The organism is Stenoxybacter acetivorans DSM 19021, from assembly GCF_000745895.1.
GTDB lineage: Bacteria > Pseudomonadota > Gammaproteobacteria > Burkholderiales > Neisseriaceae > Stenoxybacter > Stenoxybacter acetivorans.
The window spans coordinates 1-16,381 of the sequence record NZ_JQKE01000060.1 but is presented as its reverse complement, the minus strand read 5'-3'; the positions used below and the strand labels follow the sequence as shown (position 1 = coordinate 16,381).

Below are 16,381 nucleotides of genomic sequence, written 5' to 3'. Positions count from 1 at the left end.
GCCGCTTTTGTCGGCGTATTTCCGTTATCCTGAAGCGATACGCAAACCGATTTACACCACCAATGCGGTGGAAGCGGTACACCGTCAATTCCGCAAGCTGACCAAAACCAAAGGTGCGTTTCCCAATGAGGACAGTCTGCTGAAGCTTTTGTATGTCGGCATCAATAAGGCATCAGAAAAATGGACGATGCCCATACAGAATTGGGGGCAGGCGGTCAGCCAATTTTCCATTTATTTCGAAGGAAGACTCGATGATATAATCAAACTGTAGGATTTAACACTGACACAGAATTTTGAACGCCCTCTTTACAAACGATACAACAATTGGTTAAAAAAGTATCTTTAGGAATATTCTCAATGCGCTAAGTGACAAACCGGATTTAGAATATGCCGCCATTAACGGCACAATATCGAAAGTACATCGTCATGAACAAGGTGCGGTAGGTGGAACATACAATCAAGCAATTGGTCATTCTCGCGGCGGAGTAACAACCAAGATTAACTACATTGCATTATGCAGCAAAATTTTTGCACAGACAGAAAACGAGACTCAAGTTAAACTTGAACCTCGTTATATTTTGGCACGCCCACGGGGAATCGAACCCCGGTTACCGCCGTGAAAGGGCGATGTCCTAACCGCTAGACGATGGGCGCGGAATAAAATTTGGTGGCGCACCCGGAGCGATTCGAACGCCCGACCCTCTGGTTCGTAGCCAGATACTCTATCCAACTGAGCTACGGGTGCGTGAAAAAAATGCATTATAGGGTAGGTGTTTTTACCTGTCAATACGTTTCTGAATATTTTCGGGCTTTTCAGCAGATTTTTTTATTCAAATCGCTTTATTACCACCGTACCGTTGGTACCGCCGAAACCAAATGAGTTGGAAATGGCTGCGCGTATGGTCATATCACGTGCTTCGTTGGCGCAGTAATCTAAATCACAGCCGCCTTCAATATCCTGTTCTTGTAAATTGATGGTGGGCGGGGATTTTTGATGATAGACCGCTAAGGTGGTGTAAACGGCTTCTACGCCGCCTGCACCGCCGAGCAAATGTCCGGTCATAGATTTGGTGGAATTGACCACTACTTTGCGGGCGTGATCCCCTAAAGCCAGTTTCAGTGCATTGGTTTCGTTGGCATCACCCAAAGGCGTAGAAGTACCGTGCGCGTTTATATAATCGATGTCTTCAGGATTCATGCCGGCATCTTTTAAGGCGCGCTGCACTGCCAATGCCGGTCCCGCTACATTGGGTGCGGTGATGTGATAAGCATCGGAACTCATGCCGAAGCCCACCAATTCCGCGTAAATCCGAGCGCCGCGTTTTTTGGCGTGTTCGTATTCTTCCAACACCATGACGCCGGCACCTTCACCTATGACAAAGCCGTCGCGCCCTTTGTCCCACGGGCGGGACGCTGTTTTGGGATCGTCGTTGCGGGTGGATAGGGCTTTCATGGCAGCAAAACCGCCGACACCCAATTCACAGACCGCACCTTCCGCACCGCCCGCTACCATGATATCGGCATCGCCGTACACAATCATGCGTGCGGCATCTCCCAAACAATGCGCTCCGGTGGTACAGGCAGAAACAATGCCGTAGCTGGGACCTTGATAGCCTTTTAAAATGGTAATGTGTCCGGCAATCAGGTTAATCAATGAGCTGGGGATAAAAAACGGATTAATTTTACGCGGACCGCCTTCAAAAACGGCTTTGCTGGTATTTTCAATTGACGGTAAACCGCCAATGCCTGAACCGATATTGACGCCGATACGGGTTTTATCCAAATCAGGCGTATCGTCTAAACCGGCATCGGCAATTGCCTGCAAAGCGGCAGCAATGCCGTAATGAATAAACATATCCATGCGCCGTGCTTCTTTAGCACTGATGTACGCACCGATGTCAAAATTTTTCACTTCGCCGGCAATTTGGCATGCCAGCTGCCCTGCATCAAATCGGTTAATTCGGTCAATGCCGGAGATGCCCGCCAATAAATTGCCCCATGCGGTGTTCACATCATTGCCCACGGGAGATACTTGCCCCAAACCGGTGATGACAACTCTTTTTTTGCTCATAAAAACACGCCCGCCAGAAAAAACCTCCCGCCGATTCAGGCTGCCTGTTTGCAGACCTTGTGGCAGGAGGTTGTTTATATCATCATGCTTTCGCGCAACAACTTAGCTGATGTGCGCACTTACGAAATCAATGGCTTGTTGTACATTGGTGATTTTTTCAGCTTCTTCATCGGGAATTTCGCAGCCAAATGCTTCTTCCAAAGCCATAACCAGCTCAACGGTATCCAAAGAATCCGCACCCAAATCTTCTTGGAAAGAAGATTCATTTTTTACTTCAGCTTCGCTCACGCCCAGCTGCTCTGCAACGATTTTTTTTACACGTTGTTCGATGTTGTCCATTTTGGTCTTTCCTTCGCTGCCCGAACCCATTCGGGCAAGGTTGATTGAATCAAGTCAATAAATCAGTTCGGCATTGTACTGAACAATACCGAAATCCGCCATCAAAACCGATGATTTTTGCATTAAAAACAGATTATTTTAATCTGAATGAAAACAAAAAATGCGTACTTTCGGCGATAATCATGGCTTATCTTAGCATATCGCCGCAATAACAGGCAATCTGCTGCTTAGTATCATTTTTCTGACAAATGCCGTCCATAATACAGTAGCTGTTTATTTTTATTGTGAAAGGACGATGCTGCATGGCAGGGTGTCAGCGGGCGTTCGCAAGGTATTTGTTTAAGCAAAGATCTGTTTTATACCGCAGTGAATGACAAAATTTCGCTGTTTTCTAAGTCTAAGGTAACGATTGCGGAAGTAAATATCAATTCAAATACAATTAAAAAATCCCCCGCATGTTCAATGGTTTCTTTGTATTCGGGTATTTTATTTATAAAATGGTCTTGCAAGTCGTAAATATTTTTTTCACTGCGTCTGGCAATACCTTGGGCTTTGATGTGCTCATTGCCGCTGTGTGGAATGGTGGTGAATGCCACACGTGCATTGGCATCAATTTCGGCAACTTTCGGGTTGTTTGCAAATGTGGCAAAAAATAAAATATGCTTTTGTTTGTCGTAATAAAAATTTACAACGCGCACGTTTGGCACGTTGTCCACGCTGGTTGCCAAAGCAATTTCAGTTTGTGTGTCCATCATGCGTAAAAAATTTTGTTTGCTCATTATCATGACCTGTTTTTTCGATTTTTAAAATAATTGCTTGAATTGCTTGTTCTGTTTTGTTCATTTTATTGCTGTATTTATATCAAAAGCAATACTAAGAATGGGTTAGCTAACCCAAGACAAGGGATTCATTACTCGGTTTTGGTAGCGAATTTCAAAATAGATACCCGGTTCGCCACTGTCTAGATGATCGCTTTGCCCCAAATATTGCTGTGCTTTTACCTGCACACCTTTGCGCACAGCAATGCTGCCTAAACCGCTGTAAACGCTGACATAATCGCTTCCGTGATCAATAATAACCGTATTGCCATAGCCTTGTAACGCGGCCGCATACACCACTTTTCCGGCAGCAATGCTGTTTACGGCAGTGGGCGAGGTGGTGATATACAAACCTTTCCACACGCCGCCGTTGGGACGTTCGCGCCCGAAATAGCCGGCAATATGTCCATTTACCGGGCGTTTCATTTGTCCTTGCCGAGCGGAAAATGAATGGCTGCCGGTGGTTTTTGATGCGGCAGACGGTGAATTCGGTGATGTTGGGCTCAATGCCAAATCTTCTGTGGTTAAACCATGCACAGTGGTTTTATTGGTTTTATTGGTTTTATTATTATTTTCTGCTGACTGACTTGGTTTTACCGAGGCATTGGCTGCCTGATCAGTATTATTTTGTTCGGAAGCAGGGGCATTGTCGGTTTTTTTCTCTGTTTCAGCGGTGATGATCGGTTTGGGTTTTGTTGTTTTCGTTGTTTTTTTGGTTTCTGCTTTACGCAGATTGGCTTCTTGAGTGGCGAGTTTGGCTATTAAGCCGCTTAACCGCGATTCGTCTTTTTTAAGTTTGGCGAGTTGTTGGTTTTTGGTACTGATTTGCTTTGCCAAATCTTTGCTTTGGGTGATTTGTTTGTCTTTGAGATTGCTTAACTGATTCAATGCTTGTTTTTTTTGCTGCTGCAATGCCGATAATTTTTTTAACTGTTCGTTTGCTGCAATGCTGTTTTTTTGCCACTGCTGCTGTTGCTTGTACAAACGGGCAATCACGTTTTCATTTGCTTGGTTAATATAACGAATATATTCCAAATTGCGCTCTTTTTGCGGTATTTTGTCAGTTTGCAAAAATACTGCCAGTGCGTTGGGTGCGCGGTTGCGGTAGTGTGCGTTCAGTAAGCGCGCTACTTGGGTTTGTGCTTCTTCAATTTCGGTTTTGAGTTTTTCCAATGTCAAACGCAAACGCTGCGCTTGCTGCCACGTGCGTTCGTGTTGTTGGTTAAGCTGTGCCAATTCCTGACTGATTTTGTTGAGTTTATTTTGTGCTTGGCTGATTGCCGCATCGACTTTTTTTTGCTCGGCAGCGGTTTGGCGAATTTGTTTTTGTGTGGCGGTAATGGCTTTTTGAATACTTTGTAAATCCTGCGCGCCGTTTGCCGCCGAGGTAAACGACGGCATCAGAGCCAGTAGAACCATGTAGAACCAAGCCGCTGCCCATGCAAATTTCATGATGTTATTCCGCAAATTCAATCAAACTGTGCCCGCCCGCTCATTTCCCAGCATTGCCAGTTAAGCGCGACACTTGGGTTTGTACTTCTTCAATTTCGGTTTTGAGTTTTTCCAATGTCAAACGCAAACGCTGTGCTTGCTGCCGTGTGCGCTCGTGCTGTTGGTTGAGCTGTGTCAATTCCTGACTGATCTTGTTGAATTTATTTTGTGCTTGGCTGATTGCCGCATCAACTTTTTTTTGTTCGGCAGCGGTTTGGCGAATTTGTTTTTGTGTGGCGGTAATGGCTTTTTGAATACTTTGTAAATCTTGCGCACTGTTTGCCGCCGAGGTAAACGACGGCATCAGAGCCAGTAAACCCATGCAGAACCAAGCCGCTGTCCATGCAAATTTCATGATGTTATTCCTCAAATTCAATCAAGCTGTGTCCGCTCATTTCGGTAGGCGGAACAACCCCCAGCATTGCCAGCAATGAGGGTGCAATGTCTTTTAGTGCGCCACCTATTTTGATGTGTGCGGGGCGGCCTATGTATAAAAACGGTACAGGTTCGGTGGTGTGCTGGGTGTGGACTTGATGATGAACGGCATCATACATGCGTTCACAATTGCCGTGGTCTGCCGTAATCAACACTTCGCCGCCCGCCGCCAATGCCGCGTTCACCACTTTGCCGATGCACAAATCTAAGGTTTCTACTGCTTTGATTGCCGCTGTTAATACGCCGGTGTGTCCCACCATGTCGCCGTTGGCAAAGTTGCAAATAATCATGTCGTGGCGATGATGGCTTAGGCTGTCAATGATGTTGTCTGCCACTGCCGCTGCGCTCATTTCGGGTTGTAAATCGTAAGTGGCAACTTTTGGGGAAGGCACAAGTATGCGGTCTTCACCCGAATAAGGTTCTTCGCGGCCGCCGTTGAAAAAATAGGTAACGTGCGGGTATTTTTCGGTTTCGGCAATGCGTAGCTGGGTGAAGCCGTGTTCAGATAAAAATTGCCCCAAGCCGTTTTCTATCTGTTCAGCGGCAAACAGCACGGGATTTGGATATTGCTCGCCGTAGTTGGTGATGCCGGCAAAATAGCCCAAATCCGCAGTGTGTCGGCGCACAAAACCTTGAAAATCGGGAAAGGTGAGGGCTTGGGTGAGTTCGCGGGCGCGGTCGGCGCGGAAATTGAGAAACAACACGGCATCGCCGTTTTGAATTTTGCCTTGGGGGTTGATGAAAGTGGCTTGCACAAATTCATCATTTTCACCCCGTGCATACGCCGCTTCAAGTGCTTCAATCGCTGAGGCTGCCTGAAAAGGTGTATCGCCGAAGAGGGCGTTGTAGGCGGTTTCAACGCGTTCCCAGCGGTTGTCGCGGTCCATTGCATAAAATCGACCCACTATCGCACCAATCATCACTTGCGGATTTGCTGCTGCGTAGTCTTGCAGCCGCTGTAAGTAAGGACGTGCACTTTTCGGCGGGGTGTCGCGGCCATCTAAAAACGGGTGCACCACAATTTTTTGCATGCCCGCTGCGATTGCTGCGTCTAAAGCGGCAAAAAAGTGGTTGATGTGGCTGTGTACACCGCCGTCGGAAAATAAACCCAAGAGGTGAACAGTTTTGTTGGTAACCGACCATGCGGCGGTGAGCGCGGGAATATGTGCAAAAGTGCCGTCTTCAATTGCCATGTCTATGCGGGTGATGTCTTGCGGCACAACGCGTCCTGCACCAATGTTTAAATGACCCACTTCTGAATTGCCGAATTGCCCCGTCGGCAAACCCACCATGCGTTCAGATGCGTCTATCGTGCCATAGGCATATTGCTGTTTGAGGCGGTTTAAATTAGGGGTATCTGCCAGCAATACGGCGTTGTCTGCGCCTTCGGTGCGGTGGCCGAAGCCGTCTAAAATCAGCAGAACAATGGGTTTGGTTAATGACACACAATGCCTTTCTAAACAATATTTTTATACAACAATAGCCGATGCGGAAATGATGGGCTGCCTGAAACAGCAGGCAATATTATTTCTGCTTGAAAAGGGTGCTGGCAAAACGGTGCTTGGGTTACAATACACAAAACTGTAAAGTACCAAAATGAAAGTGAAGCCCTTTGATTGAGCCGTTTAATCATCACTGCCGTTGTTTTGACCTTAATTATCGTGCCATTATAAATAAAAGCAACGTCTTGATAAACTTAATCGCGGCTTCATATTGAAAATCTGTTTTATTTGCGGAAAACAACATGACTGACAGTTTGCGGCCTTATTCGCTTGCCAATCATTTTTTGATTGCCATGCCTTCTTTGGAAGATTCATTTTTTGCCGACAGTGTGGTGTTTTTATGCGATCACACTGCCGATGGTGCTATGGGTGTGGTCATCAATAAACCTTCACCTTTGACGATGGATATTATTTTTGACGGTGCTAAATTGCCCACGCCCACCCGTTTTCACGGCAAACAGGTGTTGATTGGCGGTCCGGTACAATTGGATCACGGGTTTTTACTGCACAGCCCTGCGGGGTCTTGGGACAGCAGTTTTTTGGTGGCTGAAGACATGGCATTAACTGCTTCCCGCGATATTGTTACCGGTTTAACACTTGATGATAAGGTGGATAAGGCATTGGTGACTTTGGGGTTGTCCAGCTGGGCACCCGGTCAATTGGAAAAAGAATTGGCAGAAAATGCTTGGCTTGCCGCGCCGGCAGACAGACGTATTATTTTTGATTTGCCTTACGAAGAACGGTATCAAGCCGCGATTAAACTTTTGCACGTTTCTCCTGCCCAACTTATCGGCAGCGGCGGTCATGCTTAATTCATCACCCGATGTGTCGGCATACGGACACGGCAGCATACTGGCATTTGATTTCGGCAAAGTGCGAATCGGTGTTGCGGTGGGTGAAATGCAAACGAAGACGGCGCATCCGTTGGAAACCATTTGCGCTGAAGTGAATTCACTGCGATTTGAGCGCATCGGGCAATTGATTCGGGAGTGGCAGCCCAATCAATTGGTTGTCGGTTTACCTGTGCACCTGGACGGAACCGAACACGAAACCACTGCACTGGCGAGAAAATTCGGACAAAGACTGCACGGCCGCTTTTCTTTGCCTGTTTATTGGGTGGACGAACGCTTGTCATCGGTATTGGCACAAAGCCTGCTTGCAGAAGCCAATGTTTTCGGGCGCAAACAAAAAAATGTATTAGACCAAGTGGCTGCTCAAGCAATTTTACATACATTTTTTGACAGCGGTGCAATCGGCAGGCTGCCTGAAAATTGATTTTATTTTGAAATAACATCTTTAATTTTTTGTGCCTAAATCAACATAAATTATCAATACAATGGCATTCTCTTAATAAATTCACTTGATTATGGTTGAATTTTATCTTGTTTTAATTCTTGTTTACCTCTTATCATAAACAGCATTGCGTTTTCAGTTTTCGGTTCTCTTTTTGCATAAACGCAATCGAATTCATCAACACCATTTAATTTATTCATAAAAAAGGAAATCCATGAATACCATGCGCCGTTCCGTTTGTCTGCTTGCTTTGTTTGGATTGGCAGCCTGCGGCAATCAAAGCACCGATACTCAAGCCGCCGCTGAACAAGCGGGGCAAGCTGCAATATCAAAGTTGCCTGAAACAACAGAGTTGAAGATTTATAATTGGTCTGACTATGTTGATCCGGAAACCGTAACCGATTTTGAAAAAAAATTCGGTGTTAAAGTAACCTACAACTATTACGACAGCGATGAAGCCTTAGAAAGTGTCGTATTAACCGGTAAATCCGGTTATGATTTGGCAGGTCCGTCCAACGCTTTTCTTGGGCGGCAAATTCGAGCAGGCGCGTATCAAAAATTAGATAAATCGTTGATTAATAATTGGAAAAATATCAATCCAAAGCTATTGGAGCTGCTTTCTGATGTTGATCCGGGCAATGCCTATGCGGTGCCGAATTTTTGGGGCATGAACACTTTTGCCATCAATACGAAACAAGTAAAAGCGGCATTGGGTGCAGACAGGTTGCCTGAAAATCAATGGGATTTGGTTTTTAATCCTGAATACACCGCCAAACTGAAGAAATGCGGCATCAGCTATTTGGACAGCCCTGCGGAAATGTATCCGCTTGCTTTGCATTACGCCGGCAAAAATCCCAACAGCAATGATATTGCCGACATAGATGCCGCCGGTAAAGTATTACAAAACAACCGTGCCAATATTAAACGGTTTACGTCTTCGGGCTATATTGATGACTTGGCGCGCGGTGATGTTTGCGTGGCAGTGGGTTTTGGCGGTGATTTGAACATTGCCAAACGCCGCCGCGCGGAGTCTTCAGGTAAAGACGATATTGAAGTGATGGTGCCGAAAAGCGGTGTTGGTTTGTGGGCAGATGCCTTTGTTATTCCGGTTGATGCCGCCAATGTATTAAACGCACATCGTTATATTGACTGGATTTTAGACCCCAAAATTGCCGCCCGTAATGGCGATTATGTTACTTACGCGCCTTCCAGCTTGCCGGCAAAAGAACTGATGGCTGCGGAATACCGTAATGACCTCAGTATTTTCCCTTCGGAAGAAGTCATGGCGAACAGCTACATTATGCTGCCCACGCAACCCGATGTGCTGAAATATGAAGTGCGTCAATGGCAAAATCTTAAAGCAGCACGATAAAACATCAAATGGTTGTTGTTCAGTGCGTTTCAGGTTGCCTGAAAACCCGATTTACCGCTAGAATAACCCGCTTCTCTGTGCAGGCGTGAGCGCACTGCATTTAAAAGCACGCGGCACATGATTTCTGATGTGCGGCGTGCTTTTTGCAGGTAGTCTTTGATTTAGGCAATATATAGAAAACAATTAAAATCACGGCAGCTTTTTTCTGCCTGGGGCATCATGAATACTGTGTTGCTGAACTGAAGTTCCTGCTTTTAAAATGACACTGCGATAACAACACAGACCAAGACGGCGGAATAAGTTGAATATGTACCAAGCACAACAATAAAAATAGCCCAATTCAATACATACAGCACAAAATAAATACAAATTCAGCCTCACAAAAAAACATCGGCTCAAAAACAAAAAATGACAGGACACAATCAATGACAACAACAGCAATTTTGGTTTTGGCAGACGGCTCTGTGTTTCACGGTATTGCCGTTGGTGCGCAGGGAGTCGCTGTCGGCGAAGTGGTTTTTAACACCGCCATGACCGGTTATCAGGAAATCCTTACCGACCCGTCCTACACCAAGCAAATGGTTACGCTTACCTATCCGCACATCGGCAACACCGGCACAAATGCCGAAGACACCGAAAGCCGTCAAGTATATGCCGCAGGTTTAATTATTCGCGACCTGCCTTTGCAGCACAGCAATTTCCGCGCAACAGAATGCCTTGGTGATTACCTGAAACGCCACCAAACCGTGGCCATTGCAGACATCGATACCCGACGCTTAACCCGCATTCTGCGTGATAAAGGTGCGCAAGCCGGTTGCATCATGACAGGCAAAGATGCCGATGAACAACATGCTTTGGCGCAGGCACAGGCTTTTGGCAGCATGGCAGGCAAAGATTTGGCGCAGGAAGTTACGTGCCATGCCCATTATGAATTTACCCAAGGCGAATGGCGGCTGGAGCAAGGTTTCAGGCAGCCTGAGCATTTTTCGTATCACGTGGTGGCGTATGATTTCGGTGTTAAAACCAATATCTTGCGCATGTTGGCAGAGCGCGGCTGCCGTTTAACCGTTGTTCCCGCCAAGACCACTGCCGCCGAAGTGCTGGCGATGAATCCGGACGGCGTATTTTTATCCAACGGACCCGGTGATCCCGAGCCGTGCGATTATGCCATTTCCGCCGTGCGTGAACTGTTATCTGCCAAAAAACCATTGTTTGGTATTTGTTTGGGACACCAATTATTGGGCTTGGCGGTGGGCGGAAAAACCCGCAAAATGGCATTTGGTCATCATGGTGCGAATCACCCTGTGCAGGATTTGGACAGTGGGCGCGTGATGATTACCAGCCAAAACCACGGTTTTGAAGTAGATGCCGAGAGTTTGCCTGCCAATGTGCGTGTTACTCACCGCTCTTTATTTGACGGTTCTTTGCAAGGCATTGCATTAACCGATCAAGCCGCTTTTTCCTTTCAAGGACACCCTGAAGCGAGCCCCGGTCCGCATGATGTAGCGTATTTGTTTGATCGTTTTATTGACAGCATCAAAGCGGCAAAAAACGCATAACTTGGTTTCAGGCAGCCTGAATATTGGATTGAAACAAAACACATTGGTTTGTGCTTTGCTTATTGACATGGTGCTGATGCACTTTTACCGCATCGGCATGAATAAAAAACAAAATATTTTCAGGCAGCCTCATTGCCGTGCCTGTATTTTACCGACAAGCCAAACACACAACAGAAAGCCCTGCTCATGCCTGCTTGGAATATCCCCATTTTGCTTACATGGCTGCGCATCTTGCTTATTCCCTTGTTCACTGTGTTGTTCTACTTGCCCGCAGGCTGGCTGAACAACACCGAGATCAATTGGTTTGCCGCTTTTTTATTTGCCGCCGCCGCCATTACCGATTGGTTTGACGGTTATTTGGCGCGTAAATGGCATCAAACTTCTGATTTTGGCGCGTTTCTTGACCCTGTTGCCGATAAGCTCATGGTTGTTGTTGCCTTGATTTTGCTGGTATCCATCGGGCGCACCTATGCTATTTTTGCCATGATTATTATCGGCAGGGAAATCACTATTTCTGCCTTGCGCGAATGGATGGCGCAGCTGGGAAAACGCAGCAGCGTTGCGGTTGCTCAAATCGGCAAACTCAAAACCACCGCACAAATGGTTGCTATTTTATTGTTATTAATCTATGACATTCCGTGGCTGGGCATTAATCTTATCTGGTTGGGCAATGTTTTTATGTTGATTGCCGCCATTCTTACTTTGTGGTCAATGTTTTATTATCTGAAAATGGCAATGAAAGAATTTCGGTAACATGATTAAATACCATTAAACAAGGCAGAGTGTCGCAATGGATTTAATTTAAATTGAGCAGCCAAATACAATAAACTGCTTGAAAATCAATAAACTTTGTATCCTATTACCATAATTATGAAGCAAAACCAGTGCGGTATCTGCCTGCCGTTTTGATTGCGGCGGCAGATTATTCAGACAGCCTTGTATTGTTGTTTTAGAGCAGCAGAATATCTTGTCAAAATTGACTTTTGTCATACAGTGAAAAATTTAACATTTTTATAAAAAATAAAAAAATCAAAATGTTGTAATAATCAATCCCGCAGTATTCAAAAAATCATCACAAAACACTTGAAACTTTACTTGTTTTCAGGCAATTTTATCGGTTGCAACAAAAAAAACGAATTGACCCTGTGGTTGTCGTTGATTGTTCTAAATCAGAAATAAACAAAACAAAGTGAGGAAACACCATGGCTCAATACATAGCCGCTGCCAATTTGCAAGTAGAAGAAAATCTGTATCGTTTCATTACCGATGAAGTCTTGGCAAAACACCCGCAAGGCATTGATGCGGCAAAATTTTGGCAAGGATTCGGCAAATTGGTAAATCAATTTGCCCCGCGCAATCGTGCATTGCTGGCAAAACGCGATGAATTTCAAACAAAGCTGGACGCTTGGCACAGCGAACACAAAGGAGCGATTGCTGATATTGCGGCATATAAAGGCTTCCTGAAAGACATTGGCTACATCACAGACGAGCCGGCAGATTTCACCATCACCACCGCCAATGTGGATCGCGAAATTGCCGAACAAGCAGGACCGCAATTGGTGGTGCCGATTATGAACGCCCGCTACGCGCTAAACGCCGCCAATGCCCGCTGGGGCAGTTTGTATGATGCGCTCTATGGCACCAATGCCATCAGTCAAAAAGGCGAACTTGCGCCGGGCAAAGGGTATAACCCCAAACGCGGTGATGCCGTTATCGCGTTTGCGCGTGATTTTTTAGACAACAGCATACCGCTGGTTTCAGGCAGCCACAAAGATGCGCTGGCGTATCAAGTGGTTTCAGGCAACCTGCAAGTAACGCTCAAAGACGGCAGTAAAATCGGTTTGCTCAATCCGCAGTATTTCGTTGGTTTCAGAGGCGTGGCAGACGCACCGATTTCACTCTTATTCTTGCAAAATGGTTTGCATTTTGATGTGCAAATTGACAAAACCAGCCCGATTGGTCAGCAAGATCCCGCCGGCATCAAAGACATCATCATGGAAGCCGCGCTGACCACCATCATGGACTGTGAAGATTCAGTGGCGGCGGTGGACGGCGAAGACAAAGCCTTGGTGTACCGCAACTGGCTGGGCTTGATGACCGGTACGCTGGTAGAAACGGTGGAAAAAGACGGTAAAACCTTTACCCGCAAACTCAACCCTGACCGTGAATATTTAAAGCCCGACGGCAAAACCACATTCAAATTGCCCGGTCGTTCGCTGCTGTTTATCCGCAATGTTGGCCATTTAATGACCACGCCTGCGGTATTGGACGAAAACGGACAAGAAATCCCCGAAAACATTTTAGATGCGGTGATGACGGGTTTAATTGCACCATTCGATTTGCAGCGCAGTGAAAACACCAACAGCCGAACCGGCAGTGTTTATATCGTTAAACCGAAAATGCACGGTCCCGAAGAAGCGGCGTTTGCCAACGATTTATTCGGTGCTGCGGAGCAACTCACCGATTTGCCGCACAACACCCTGAAAATGGGGATTATGGACGAAGAACGCCGCACATCGGTAAACCTCAAAGCCTGTATTTATGCCGCCCGCGAGCGAGTGGTATTCATTAACACAGGTTTCCTTGACCGCACCGGCGACGAAATGCACACCGCCATGCGAAGCGGCGCAATGATACGCAAAGGTGATATGAAATCCAGCAAATGGATTAATGCTTACGAACGCAGCAACGTACAAGTGGGCTTGCAGTGCGGGTTGCCCGGCAAAGCACAAATCGGCAAAGGCATGTGGGCGATGCCCGATTTAATGGCGGAAATGTTGCAGCAAAAAATTGCACATCCAAAAGCAGGGGCCACCACTGCATGGGTGCCGTCGCCTACAGGGGCTACTTTACACAGCCTGCATTATCATCAAGTCAATGTATTTGATGTGCAAAAACAACTGGCGAATGAACACAATGATTGGTTGGACGACTTACTCAACATTCCCGTTGCCGCCAAAACCGATTGGTCTGCCGCAGAAATTCAAGAAGAACTGGACAACAATTGCCAAGGCATTTTGGGCTATGTTGTGCGCTGGGTTGATCAAGGCGTGGGTTGCTCCAAAGTACCCGATATTCACAACATCGGCTTAATGGAAGACCGAGCCACTTTGCGTATTTCCAGCCAGCATGTTGCCAATTGGCTGCTGCACGGCATTGTTACTGAAGCGCAGATTAAAGAAACCTTGTCGCGCATGGCGGCTATGGTTGATAAGCAAAATGCCGATGATCCGAATTACCGCCCAATGGCGGGGCATGAAGACACATCATGCGCATTCAAAGCCGCCGGCGATTTAATCTTCAAAGGCGTGGCACAGCCAAGCGGTTACACCGAGCCGTTATTGCATCATTGGCGGCGAGTGGTAAAAGGAGAAGAAGCAGCTTCTTAAAACCTTGCCGTTGGCTGCTGTCGAAAACGGAATACAAACGCTTTTTGTTGGTAGAAAACAGCAAAAAGCGTTTTCAGTTAGAGAATAAATCCGTTTACGTATATACTTACTGTTTAATTATCATTCAATCCACATAAGGAGAAATAATGAATATCTTGCTTTTAAACAGCGCGAAAGACTTCGGTCATTCACACGGCAAACTCAACGATTCTTTGCATGAAGTTGCAAAGGATTTTTTGTTGAAAAACGGCGTAAAAGTGAGCGAATGCCACATTGATGACGGCTATGACGCAGCAGCGGAAGCAGAAAAATTTGCCGCTGCCGATGTGGTGATTCATCAAATTCCGATTTGGTGGATGTCTGCACCGTGGATTACCAAAAAATACATGGACGAAGTGTTTACCGTCGGATACGGCAAACTATATGAATCCGATGGGCGCACACGCAGCGACAGCAGCAAAAAATACGGCAGCGGCGGCTTGCTGCACGGTAAAAAATACCTGTTTTCGGTTACTTGGAACGCGCCTTTAGAAGCGTTTACCGACCCAAAACAATTATTTGAAGGCAAAGGCATTGATGCGGTGCTGTTTCCTTTGCACAAAGCCCATCAATTTTTGGGTATGGAAGCTTTGCCGACGTTCATGTGCAATGATGTCATAAAAGACCCGCATTTTGACCAATACAAAGCCGATTATGAGCAGCATTTGGCAAAAGTTTTGCAATCATTGTCTTAAAATAAACCAAACAATCAAATAAACAAGGAATAAACACATGCAAGCTGAAGCGGTGATTAATCATATTGTCGGCTGGCTGAAAGATTATGCCGCTTCCGCCGGAATGCAAGGGTTTGTGGTGGGCGTTTCCGGCGGTGTGGATTCGGCTGTGGTATCCACATTGGCGGCAAAAACCGGTTTGAAAACCGTGTTGGTGGAAATGCCGATTCATCAGCCAAATGATCAAGTGAGCAGGGCGCAGGAACACATCACGCACTTGCAGCAGCAGTTTGCCAACGTGGACGCAATGCGTGCCGATTTGAGCAGCACATTTGACACTTTTTCGTTATCAGTGGGTGCGCCAAAGCAAGGCACACACAACGAACAATTGGCATTGGCAAACAGCCGCAGCCGCTTGCGCATGGTGGCGTTGTATTATTTTGCACAGGTAAACGGCTTATTGGTTGCCGGTACAGGCAATAAAGTTGAGGATTTCGGCGTTGGTTTTTTCACCAAATACGGCGACGGCGGCGTGGACATCAGCCCGATTGCAGATTTATTAAAATCGCAAGTATATGAATTGGCAGCCGCTTTAGATGTGCCGCAGAGCATTCAGGCAGCCGCACCCACCGATGGCTTGTGGGAAAACAGCCCGTCTGATGAAGAACACATCGGCGCAAGTTATCCTGAATTGGAATGGGCAATGTCGGTGTACGATCAACACCAAGCGGCAGACTTCAGCGGGCGTGAACGCGAAGTGTTTGAAATTTACCACCGCTTGCATACTGTTATGCAGCACAAAATCAAACCGATTCCAGTGTGTGAAATTCCGCAGAAATGGCTGTGAGCTGGGAAGCGTGGAAATATTTTTTACAACCCGTGCTATAACCATTTGTTTTTATGGGTTTTAGTAAAATAAATACAATCATTTTCAGGCAGCCTGTTACTCGATAGGCTGCCTGAAAATAAAATTAACCATTTTACCGATTATTGATTATTGTCAATGAAGCAATAACACTTGTAGTATTGCTGCTTGTAAGAATTACCCGCGTTGTTTACACTTCTCATCAAAATAAAAATATTTCTCTAGTACCTCGTATGGTGTCGCCCCGTTAAGTGATTTATGGGGCTTCACCGTATTGTAGTAGTTGATGAAGCGATTTAGCTCCAGCTTTCGATGCTCACTGTCCTGAAAGCGTGTTTTATCGTGCCACATCTGCATCAACGTCCTGATAACCCGCTCTGCCTTACCATTGGTCTGTGGGCGGGCAACTCGGGTAAATTTTTGATTGATGCGATGTTCTGTACAGACAATTTTAAAAGCATGTTCCGGCGTTCCCTTGTATTCTGTCCCGTTATCCGAGTATACGCAATCAATCTGATAAGGACATTGTTGCAA

The 16,381-nt window shown here is 46.2% G+C and carries 18 protein-coding genes and 2 tRNA genes; 9 read left to right on the top strand and 11 right to left on the bottom strand.

The genetic code is table 11. The features are described from left to right. Positions 1-271: transposase (locus tag Q384_RS08720; protein WP_037587224.1), on the top strand; the 271-nt coding region annotated here is incomplete at its 5' end. Between the two features lie 308 nt (positions 272-579). On the opposite strand, the gene Q384_RS08715 is transcribed toward Q384_RS08720, so the two are convergent. The 8 genes from Q384_RS08715 to gpmI form a co-directional block, all read right to left on the bottom strand. Beyond that, positions 580-654: transfer RNA gene (locus tag Q384_RS08715), tRNA-Glu, on the bottom strand. A 14-nt stretch (positions 655-668) separates the two neighbouring features. Next, a tRNA-Arg gene (locus Q384_RS08710) sits at positions 669-745 on the bottom strand. 81 nt (positions 746-826) lie between these two features. Beyond that, on the bottom strand, positions 827-2,071 hold the full coding sequence (gene fabF, locus Q384_RS08705) for a beta-ketoacyl-ACP synthase II (RefSeq protein WP_037587223.1): 1,245 nt from the start codon (positions 2,069-2,071) through the stop codon (positions 827-829). Positions 2,072-2,173: 102 nt separating this feature from the next. Further along, positions 2,174-2,410, bottom strand: a complete 237-nt coding sequence (gene acpP, locus Q384_RS08700) for an acyl carrier protein (RefSeq protein ID WP_037587222.1) — start codon at positions 2,408-2,410, stop codon at positions 2,174-2,176. A 356-nt stretch (positions 2,411-2,766) separates the two neighbouring features. Beyond that, positions 2,767-3,189: a pyridoxamine 5'-phosphate oxidase family protein gene (locus Q384_RS08695; RefSeq protein WP_211251100.1), complete on the bottom strand. Its 423-nt coding sequence runs from the start codon at positions 3,187-3,189 to the stop codon at positions 2,767-2,769. A 105-nt stretch (positions 3,190-3,294) separates the two neighbouring features. Further along, positions 3,295-4,680 (bottom strand): murein hydrolase activator EnvC family protein, encoded by a 1,386-nt coding sequence (locus Q384_RS08690; RefSeq protein ID WP_051940788.1) that lies wholly within the window; start codon positions 4,678-4,680, stop codon positions 3,295-3,297. A gap of 40 nt (positions 4,681-4,720) precedes the next feature. Then, positions 4,721-5,074 (bottom strand): hypothetical protein, encoded by a 354-nt coding sequence (locus Q384_RS08685; protein ID WP_037587219.1) that lies wholly within the window; start codon positions 5,072-5,074, stop codon positions 4,721-4,723. A 4-nt stretch (positions 5,075-5,078) separates the two neighbouring features. Then, entirely contained in the window at positions 5,079-6,599 is a 1,521-nt protein-coding gene (gpmI, locus tag Q384_RS08680) for a 2,3-bisphosphoglycerate-independent phosphoglycerate mutase (protein ID WP_037587218.1), read from the bottom strand. Between the two features lie 299 nt (positions 6,600-6,898). Between gpmI and Q384_RS08675 the strand changes: the two genes are divergently transcribed. Together Q384_RS08675 and ruvX are read left to right on the top strand one after the other, a co-directional pair. Beyond that, a complete protein-coding gene (locus tag Q384_RS08675; protein ID WP_037587217.1) occupies positions 6,899-7,468 on the top strand; it encodes a YqgE/AlgH family protein in 570 nt (189 codons plus the stop codon). Beyond that, positions 7,461-7,931 (top strand): Holliday junction resolvase RuvX, encoded by a 471-nt coding sequence (gene ruvX / locus Q384_RS08670; protein WP_051940785.1) that lies wholly within the window; start codon positions 7,461-7,463, stop codon positions 7,929-7,931. Before Q384_RS08675 ends, ruvX begins: the two co-directional genes overlap by 8 nt. Before the next feature lie 89 nt (positions 7,932-8,020). On the opposite strand, the gene Q384_RS14355 is transcribed toward ruvX, so the two are convergent. Beyond that, positions 8,021-8,149, bottom strand: coding sequence for a hypothetical protein (locus tag Q384_RS14355; protein WP_281174532.1), 129 nt, complete (start codon positions 8,147-8,149; stop codon positions 8,021-8,023). A gap of 23 nt (positions 8,150-8,172) precedes the next feature. On the opposite strand from Q384_RS14355, the gene Q384_RS08665 reads away from it, so the two are divergent. Further along, positions 8,173-9,321: a polyamine ABC transporter substrate-binding protein gene (locus Q384_RS08665; protein WP_037587227.1), complete on the top strand. Its 1,149-nt coding sequence runs from the start codon at positions 8,173-8,175 to the stop codon at positions 9,319-9,321. A gap of 425 nt (positions 9,322-9,746) precedes the next feature. Next, on the top strand, positions 9,747-10,880 hold the full coding sequence (carA, locus tag Q384_RS08660) for a glutamine-hydrolyzing carbamoyl-phosphate synthase small subunit (protein ID WP_037587216.1): 1,134 nt from the start codon (positions 9,747-9,749) through the stop codon (positions 10,878-10,880). A 7-nt stretch (positions 10,881-10,887) separates the two neighbouring features. On the opposite strand, the gene Q384_RS14350 is transcribed toward carA, so the two are convergent. Beyond that, complete coding sequence (locus Q384_RS14350) at positions 10,888-11,013, bottom strand: hypothetical protein (RefSeq protein ID WP_281174531.1); 126 nt, start codon at positions 11,011-11,013, stop codon at positions 10,888-10,890. Positions 11,014-11,066: 53 nt separating this feature from the next. On the opposite strand from Q384_RS14350, the gene pgsA reads away from it, so the two are divergent. The 4 genes from pgsA to nadE all read left to right on the top strand — a co-directional run bounded on the left by pgsA (position 11,067) and on the right by nadE (position 15,829). After that, a complete protein-coding gene (pgsA, locus tag Q384_RS08655; RefSeq protein WP_037587225.1) occupies positions 11,067-11,633 on the top strand; it encodes a CDP-diacylglycerol--glycerol-3-phosphate 3-phosphatidyltransferase in 567 nt (188 codons plus the stop codon). Positions 11,634-12,082: 449 nt separating this feature from the next. Beyond that, positions 12,083-14,269 carry a malate synthase G gene (locus Q384_RS08650; protein ID WP_037587215.1) on the top strand — a complete coding sequence of 729 codons (2,187 nt, stop codon included), beginning with the start codon at positions 12,083-12,085 and terminating at the stop codon, positions 14,267-14,269. A gap of 146 nt (positions 14,270-14,415) precedes the next feature. After that, on the top strand, positions 14,416-15,003 hold the full coding sequence (locus Q384_RS08645; protein ID WP_211251099.1) for an NAD(P)H-dependent oxidoreductase: 588 nt from the start codon (positions 14,416-14,418) through the stop codon (positions 15,001-15,003). Positions 15,004-15,040: 37 nt separating this feature from the next. Further along, positions 15,041-15,829, top strand: coding sequence for an NAD(+) synthase (nadE, locus tag Q384_RS08640; protein WP_037587213.1), 789 nt, complete (start codon positions 15,041-15,043; stop codon positions 15,827-15,829). 195 nt (positions 15,830-16,024) lie between these two features. Here nadE and Q384_RS08635 read toward each other — a convergent pair. Continuing rightward, on the bottom strand, positions 16,025-16,381 hold a 357-nt coding region (locus Q384_RS08635; RefSeq protein ID WP_037587212.1), incomplete at its 5' end, for an integrase core domain-containing protein.